A 6939-nucleotide genomic window follows, 5' to 3' on the forward strand; every position below is an offset into this window, starting at 1 on the left:
ACCCCCCAGGTCATCCGTTCGACAGGGGGCAAACAGCCATACCGGACCCGGGGGCCAGGCGCCCCTTTTGCGGGGCCACGAGAAAGGTAACGGGGTGGAGTCGTGGCCCTTGTCGCCGAGCAGTGAATCGGGGCGGCGGCGTGGCCTGGCAGGCCGTCCGGCCACAGGCGGGATGCCCTCGACCAGGGTGAGAGTCTGGGTGACGTCGTTGACGTTGGCCGCGGTGGTGATGACCTTGAGCGGGGTGCCGTCCGTCGCAGATCAAGTGATGCTTGCTGCCCGATTTCCGCTGGTCGACCGGTGAAGGATCAGTGTCAGCACCCTGGTTCGCATGGATGTGGGATCCGTCCACACACGCAGCGGGACCAGTCGAGTTCGCAGGCCACGTTCAACTTGGCGAGCAGAACGCGGTGCATCTGCTCGAAGACGCCGGCCTGCTGCCAGCGATCCCGACGGCGCCAGCAGGGGCGCCCCGAGCCGAATCCCAGCTCCAGTCCCAGGAGTTGTCATGCTATGTCGTTTCGGAGCACATACAGCATGCCCTGCAGACACAGCCGGTCCGCCATCAGCCGCGGACCTGGGGACTTCTCCGGCCACGGCGGAACAACGGCTCGATCAGCATCTACAAAGTCGTCGTCCACGATCCACGGCCGAGTACTCACACATGACGAACGGCCGAATCATCACACCAGTCACGGCCCACCACGGCACTTCATCAAGATCATGTTTGGAGCCGTTAATGAATCGACCGTGATCCGCTCCTGCTATGCGAAGCAGAGCCACTCAGCATGTCAGTTCCAGCGTTCGAAACGCTGGGAAGATGCACCTGCTACGCAATGCGCGTCACTGGTGAAACTTCTATATCGAGCCCCCCGGCCCATTTGATCACGCAGGAGAACTGCCTGGAGTCAATATCGGAGGCTTCGACAGAAAAAATTACCCTATAGGACCCAACGGGCAAAACTCCCCGCCATCCCCGCTCGTGTCCGTCTTCTCCATGGCCTGGATCTCGAAAAGTGAGGCGGCAGTACCGTTCTCCCTCGGACGGGTAAATTCGGGCGTGAACAAGATCGAACCGCCGTGCAGCTCCAGGATGGATTGACAGGGTCCGGTCAGGGCGATCAGCCCACTTCAACTGCCGCCCGGCAGCACCTGTCAGGCGGCGGCGAAGTTCGAGCGGAGTGTCGTTACCTAGCGACTCCACGCTCTCAAGGGTGACCTCTACCTCGTGGGCTGTTCGGCGCCGCGGATGGTTCACTACAGGCAACCGCACCCAGGCCGACTCGTGATCCGAAGCGGCGACCTCCACCAGATCCCCGATTCGTGAAGGTTCGAAGTCCAGGACATCGAGAGCAGCCCGCCATCTACCTTCGCGCCATATCGACAAATACAAAGCTACGATCACCGCCGCTACAGTTCCTATGGCACCCGCTAAGCCCGAAGCGGAATCAAGAGCCACTTGCACCTCCGAAGTAACCGCGACAACCATACTCAAAATATCTACATGCCCGGATTCCGTCCTCTCCAGTCCTACTGAACTTGATTGGGTGATGTCGGTGCCGTTCGCCTGACAGTTGGGTGTCGGCACCGGTAGCCCTGGGGTGTGAGGTACGCGCAGGGCGGCGGACTGACCGACGCCGAGAGAACCACGCGGGAGCGGTTGCGGCTCCAGGCCATGGAGCGTTTCGAGAGCGGGCAGAAGAACGCGGAGGTTGCCGCTGCCCTGCGGATCAGTGTGCGGTCGGTTGAGCGGTGGCGTCGGGCCTGGGGCGAGGGCGGTGAGACCGGGGTTCTGTCGAAGGGGTCGCCGGGAAGACCTCGGCTCAACGAAGTCCAGGTCTCCAGGCTGGAGCGGGAGTTGGAGCGTGGTCCGCTGGCTCTGGGCTGCTGCCACCGGCGGCAACCCGGCTACGAGCGCAAGCCCGAGCGCTTCCTGGCCTTGGGCAACCTGGCTGCCGCCCTGATCGGATACCGGCGTCTGACGAAGTTACTCAGGGCCTGGGCCGGTTGTGCTGGGGCCGGAGCAGGCCAGCCCCGTCGAGTCCGCGAGCGCCGCCGCACAGGCCGAAGCCCCCTCGGCCATGCTCCAGTGCAGGTGAAGTAGACGAGCGGGCCGCCGGCCTCGCCCAGGCCCGTCGATCAGGAAGAGGTGTCCTCCTGGTCCTCGGCAGCGTCACACCACCGCTCGAGGAGAGCGGCAAGGTACGCGGTGATGCGCTCGGCCGGGGGATGATCCACATCCGTGCCGGCGTAGCGGTCGTAGAGGTCTGTGAAGGCTCGGCCGGCGGCCCTGCAGTCCGCCGCCTGCTCGCCCACCCACACGGCCAGGTCGCAGCTCATGCCACGGAGGCTCTCCCACCGCAGGGACACGCAACTGCTGTCGATCGAACCGGTCCAGCGAGCGCCACGGGAAACGACCTGTCAGTGTGCGGCGCGGGCGATGCCGAGGAGATCTCGGACGGGTCCGGCCGGTGGCCGCGGGCCGCCGATCCAGGCGGCCCGAAACTCCCGGGACAGGTCCAGTCCTGACACGGGGACCGCGACCAGTGTCCCCACGTGCAGCTCGGCCGCGGCCGCCTGCCGTGACACGAAGGCGGGAGGTCCGCCGGCCCGTACGGTGGCCAGGATCGCCGCGTTGGTGGCGAGCTCAACCTCGGGGTCAGCAAGGTGCTGCCCGGCGTGGAGCATGGCCTCTTCGAGGACCGCGCGCGTACCGGAACCCCGCTCCCGGCAGGTCAGGGCCCGGCGGGCGAGTTCAGCAGCTGTGATCGCGGTGCGCCGGTGCGCCCACTTGTCGTCGGGCGCTGTGACCAGCACGAGCTCGTCCATCCCGACGACGGCCGTGGACAGCCCGTCGATATTCACCGGGCCTTCGACGAAGCCGAGGTCGGCCTCCCCTCGTCGTACTGCGGCGATCACTTCCCCGGAGTTGACCGCCCGAAGACTCACCGACACGTGACGCACCTGACGCAGCCGCACCAGCCAGCGGGGCAGCAGGTATTCGGCGGTGGTCATCGACGCGTGCACACGCAGTTCCTGCGAGCGGCCGCTGCGCAGGGTCTCGAGGGCGACCTCGATCTCGTTCGCGCGCGCGAGGAGTTCGATGCTCCACTCCGCCAACAGCTTCCCGGCCGGGGTCAGGGCCGAGCCCCGGCGCGCGCGCTGCACGAGGACCAGGCCGGTCTGCGCCTCCATCGCGCGAAGTCGCTCCGACGCCGACTGCTGCGAGATTCCGGCGGCACGCCCTGCCGCTCCGATGCTGCCCAGCCGTGCGACGTCGACGAGCAGGCGAAGGGACGCGAGTTCAGGCAGCATGGTCACAGGCTATCCCTGTGATGCCACAGCCAGGTGGTCCCTACTGCGGCGGCCGCGTGGAGATGACGCTTGGGCCATGAGACTCCCGATCCCCTATGGTCCGAACTGGTACGCCGCCGTCATGGGCACCGGCATCGTCGCTGTCGCCGTCGAGGGGCTGCCCGTCCGCGTGCCCGGTGCCACCGCCATCGCCCTGGTGTTCTGGCTCGCCGCGGCCGTCCTGCTCGTGGCGATCACGGCGGTCATGATGCTGCAGTGGCGGGCCGAGCGGGCCGTCTTGCGCCGGCAGTACGACGACCCGGTGATGTCGCATTTCTACGGCGCTCCGGCGATGGGTCTGATGACCGTTGGCGCCGGTGCCGTCGCGGTGGGCTACCACCTCATCGGGAGGTCGGCCGCGGTCGACCTCGACATCACCCTCTGGACGGCCGGCACGCTCCTGGGACTGTGGACAGCCGTGGCCGTGCCCTACCGGGCGATCACCCGTCACGACGTCGCCGACGACAGCGCCACCGGCGGCTGGCTGATGCCGGTGGTGCCGCCGATGGTCTCGGCCACGACCGGCGCCGCGCTGGTGGGGCACGTGGCGGCCGGTCAGCCTCGCGAGACGCTGCTGCTGGTCTGCTACGCCTTCTTCGGCCTTACGATGATCAGCGGCCTGCTGGTCCTCAGCCAGCTGTGGCAGCGCATGGTCCGCCATGGCGCGCTCGCCCCGGCCACGGCGCCGACGGTCTGGATCGTTCTCGGCTTCCTCGGCCAGTCGACCACCGCAGCGCATCACCTCGGTGCCGAGGCGCCGACCGTCGTCCCGGCCTACGGCCACGCGCTGGGCATGCTCGCTCTCTGCTATGGCGTCCCGGTCTGGGGCTTCACCGTGCTGTGGACCGCCCTGGCCATCGCCCTGACCGCACGCCAGGTCCGTGCCGGACTGCCCTTCGCCCCCACCTGGTGGTCATTCACCTTTCCGGTGGGCACCGTCGCCACCGGCACCAGCGCCCTGGCGGCCGTGACCGCCCTCGCCTTGTTCAAGGTCGCCGCAAGCATCGCCATGGCCGGGCTCCTCGTCGGCTGGGCGGCTGCCGCGGCCGGCACGGTCCGGGCTTTTGTAACGCGCCCCATGCTGCCGGCTCCCCCGGTGTGGGCGGAGCACGAGAGCAGTGCTGCCCGGGCAGTAGTGGAAGTCCCGGACCGGGAGGCGCTGCAGAGGGCAAGCTGTCCAACAACCCCTGGCGGCACCGTCCCCTGGCCGAACATACCCGTTCCAGCGGCCTCCATCAGGGCCGACCGCACCTGATCCTGTACGCCTGGGTCCGTGACTGTTCCCGTTCAGGCCCTCATGGTTCTCGGAGCTGACGGGCACCCTGGCGAGTCACGCCCTGTCGGGCGTCCCCTCTATCGGCGGTCGAGGTCTTCCGGCCGATCAGCAGGGGCCCGGCTGCTCCGCCGCGTCACCGCAAAGGATGCGAAACTTCTGCGCCACGAGATCATGGTGCTGCGCCGCCAGCGGGCCGAGGAGGTGGGTGTCCTTCGAGACGACGCCGACGACGTCGGCCAAAGTGGCATGGGACAGGTCGCGCACGTCCGTGCCGTCGATGGTGATACGTCCGCAGGTGGCATCGTAGAGGCGGGGTACGAGGTAGCCGAGGGTGGTCTTCCCGGCCCCGGTCGGACCGACGACGGCGACGTGCATGCCTGGGGGGATGTCCAGGATGATGTCGCGCAGTATCGGTCGGTCTTCATAGGAGAAGCTGACGCCCTCGAATCGGAGGTGGCCGCGCGGCCTGCGAAGCGGCACAGGGCGGACGGGTTCGGGAACGTCGACGGGAAGATCCAGGTATTCGAACACCCTTTGGAACAGAGCCAGGGAGCTCTGGACGGCGACGCCAACCTGGAGGAGTTGAGCGGTCGGTCCGAACAATCCCTGCTGGAGGGTGGTGAAGGCGACGAGCGTTCCCAGGGAGATGGCGAGCCGACCGTGATCGGCAGTGAAGCCTGCCGTCGCGTAGACCAGGATGGGCATTGCCGACATGACCAGTTGGATGGCTGACTGACGCCAGCGGCCTGCCATGCTGGAGCGTACGGTGAGCCGGGTGAGGGTCTGCGACTGGTGCGCGAACTCCCGGGTCAGGGTCTCGGTACGGTTCATGATCCTGGCGAGCAGGAAGCCGTTCACGGAGAGAGACTCCTCCACCAGGGTCGACAGCAACGCCAGTTGCTTCTGCCGTTCGAGGGTGATCTCTCGCCGCTCGTCGCCGACCCTGCGGCTGATCCACGCGAACATCGGAAGGATCAACAGGGACGCGAGCGTCAGCCGCCAGTCGAGAGCAACCATCGCGATGAGGCTGCCGGCAAAACTTGCGATGCTGCCCACGATGGTGGTGGCGACCGTGGTCACCGTCGCCGCCATCCCACCGATGTCGTTGGCGATCCTCGACTGCATCTCGCCGGCGCGGGTGCGGGTGAAAAAAGCCAGGGACCTGCGATGCAGGTGGGTGTAGACCGCATTGCGCAGGTCGTTCATGACGGCTTGGCCCACCGACAGCGACAGATAGGACTGAACGACACCGGTGACCGTGGTCGTGGCGGCCAGCCCCACCATGCCGCCGGTCAGCGCGGCCAACAGTCTGGTTCTGCCCTGCGGCAGGGCCACGTCCATGACCTGCCGCAGGAGGAACGGCGAGACCAGTGACATCACCGCGGACATCACGATCAGGCCGAACACCACAACCCGCCTGGCGCTGTACGGTCGGAAGAGCCTGAAGATCCGACGCAACGGGACGTGCTGTTCCTGCTGCGACTCCTCGGTCACCGCAATCCCCTCGTCGTTCACTCACCCATCGGCAAGCGTGAGGAATCCCTCGCGCACCAGTGTGTGCATCAAGGTCAGCCGTCCCGGATCGTCCAGATCTCCGGGGATGTTCTTCGCTGTCACACCCTCGTTCCCGCTTCCGGCGACAAAGCGCAGCTCGTCCGCGACCGCGGCGGGCAGCCTGACCACCTTGTTGTGGAACGCCAGGTCGGCCCACTCCTCGGTGACGGTAAGGCGCCAGCGCAGCCGGTATCGCTTGCGCAGCAGCGTGGTCAGGCGCTGATGTCGAGACCTCGCACGGCGGAGACGCCCCGCCGCAGCTTCCGGCGAAGTACGAGCCGGACCAGAAGTGCCCGCCCCACAGGTACCGGCGTTCGTGGCTGTCGTACCCCTTGCGCAGCAGGCGGGCGGAGACGCCCTTGAGGGAGTTGACCAGCTTGGAGCGCTGGACTTTAGGCGGATAGTGCACGAGCAGGTGCACGTGGTCCTCCTCGCCGTTGAACTGCTTGAAGTCGGCTTCGAAGTGCGTGCAGACCTCGCGCATGATCTCATCGCAGCGCGTCAGCATGGCGTCCGTCATGGCCTTGCGCAGGTACTTGGTGACGAACACCAAAATGCACGTGCAGGTGGTGAACGACGTGACGTGCCGGTGTGTATGTCAGGGTTTGGGGTTCCATCGTGGTGATATGAGGCGAGCGTGTATGGTGATCGTTCATGGGCGAACTCGGTTTGGTGAAGCGGCAGTTCGGGCACCGTGCCCGACTGGCGTTGTCCCCTGCCGAGGTCCGGCTCATCGATGACCAGGCGCATGCGGC

The 6939-nt window shown here is 66.8% G+C and carries 6 protein-coding genes and 2 pseudogenes; 2 read left to right on the forward strand and 6 right to left on the reverse strand.

What is annotated here, in order from left to right:
• A pseudogene (locus ACIRVK_RS44965) lies at positions 1–240 on the reverse strand (transposase); the annotation flags it as partial.
• 1363 nt (positions 241–1603) lie between these two features.
• Here ACIRVK_RS44965 and ACIRVK_RS44970 point away from each other — a divergent pair.
• On the forward strand, positions 1604–2104 hold the full coding sequence (locus ACIRVK_RS44970) for a helix-turn-helix domain-containing protein (RefSeq protein WP_404257879.1): 501 nt from the start codon (positions 1604–1606) through the stop codon (positions 2102–2104).
• A 35-nt stretch (positions 2105–2139) separates the two neighbouring features.
• Here the strand turns inward: ACIRVK_RS44970 and ACIRVK_RS44975 are convergent, their stop codons facing one another.
• On the reverse strand, positions 2140–2340 hold the full coding sequence (locus ACIRVK_RS44975) for a hypothetical protein (protein ID WP_404257881.1): 201 nt from the start codon (positions 2338–2340) through the stop codon (positions 2140–2142).
• An 81-nt stretch (positions 2341–2421) separates the two neighbouring features.
• Positions 2422–3315, reverse strand: coding sequence for a LysR family transcriptional regulator (locus tag ACIRVK_RS44980; RefSeq protein WP_404257883.1), 894 nt, complete (start codon positions 3313–3315; stop codon positions 2422–2424).
• Positions 3316–3391: 76 nt separating this feature from the next.
• Here ACIRVK_RS44980 and ACIRVK_RS44985 point away from each other — a divergent pair, with 76 nt between their 5' ends.
• Positions 3392–4609, forward strand: coding sequence for a TDT family transporter (locus ACIRVK_RS44985; protein WP_404257885.1), 1218 nt, complete (start codon positions 3392–3394; stop codon positions 4607–4609).
• Positions 4610–4735: 126 nt separating this feature from the next.
• On the opposite strand, the gene ACIRVK_RS44990 is transcribed toward ACIRVK_RS44985, so the two are convergent.
• From ACIRVK_RS44990 to tnpA, 3 genes and pseudogenes are all read right to left on the reverse strand, one after another.
• Positions 4736–6145, reverse strand: coding sequence for an ABC transporter ATP-binding protein (locus ACIRVK_RS44990; protein ID WP_404257887.1), 1410 nt, complete (start codon positions 6143–6145; stop codon positions 4736–4738).
• A complete protein-coding gene (locus tag ACIRVK_RS44995) occupies positions 6146–6313 on the reverse strand; it encodes a hypothetical protein (RefSeq protein WP_404257889.1) in 168 nt (55 codons plus the stop codon).
• A gap of 118 nt (positions 6314–6431) precedes the next feature.
• Positions 6432–6801 (reverse strand): annotated as a pseudogene (tnpA, locus tag ACIRVK_RS45000) (IS200/IS605 family transposase); the annotation flags it as partial.
• Between the last annotated feature and the right edge of the window lie 138 nt (positions 6802–6939).

Source organism: Streptomyces sp. NPDC101152 (genome assembly GCF_044768275.1).
Lineage (GTDB): Bacteria > Actinomycetota > Actinomycetes > Streptomycetales > Streptomycetaceae > Streptomyces.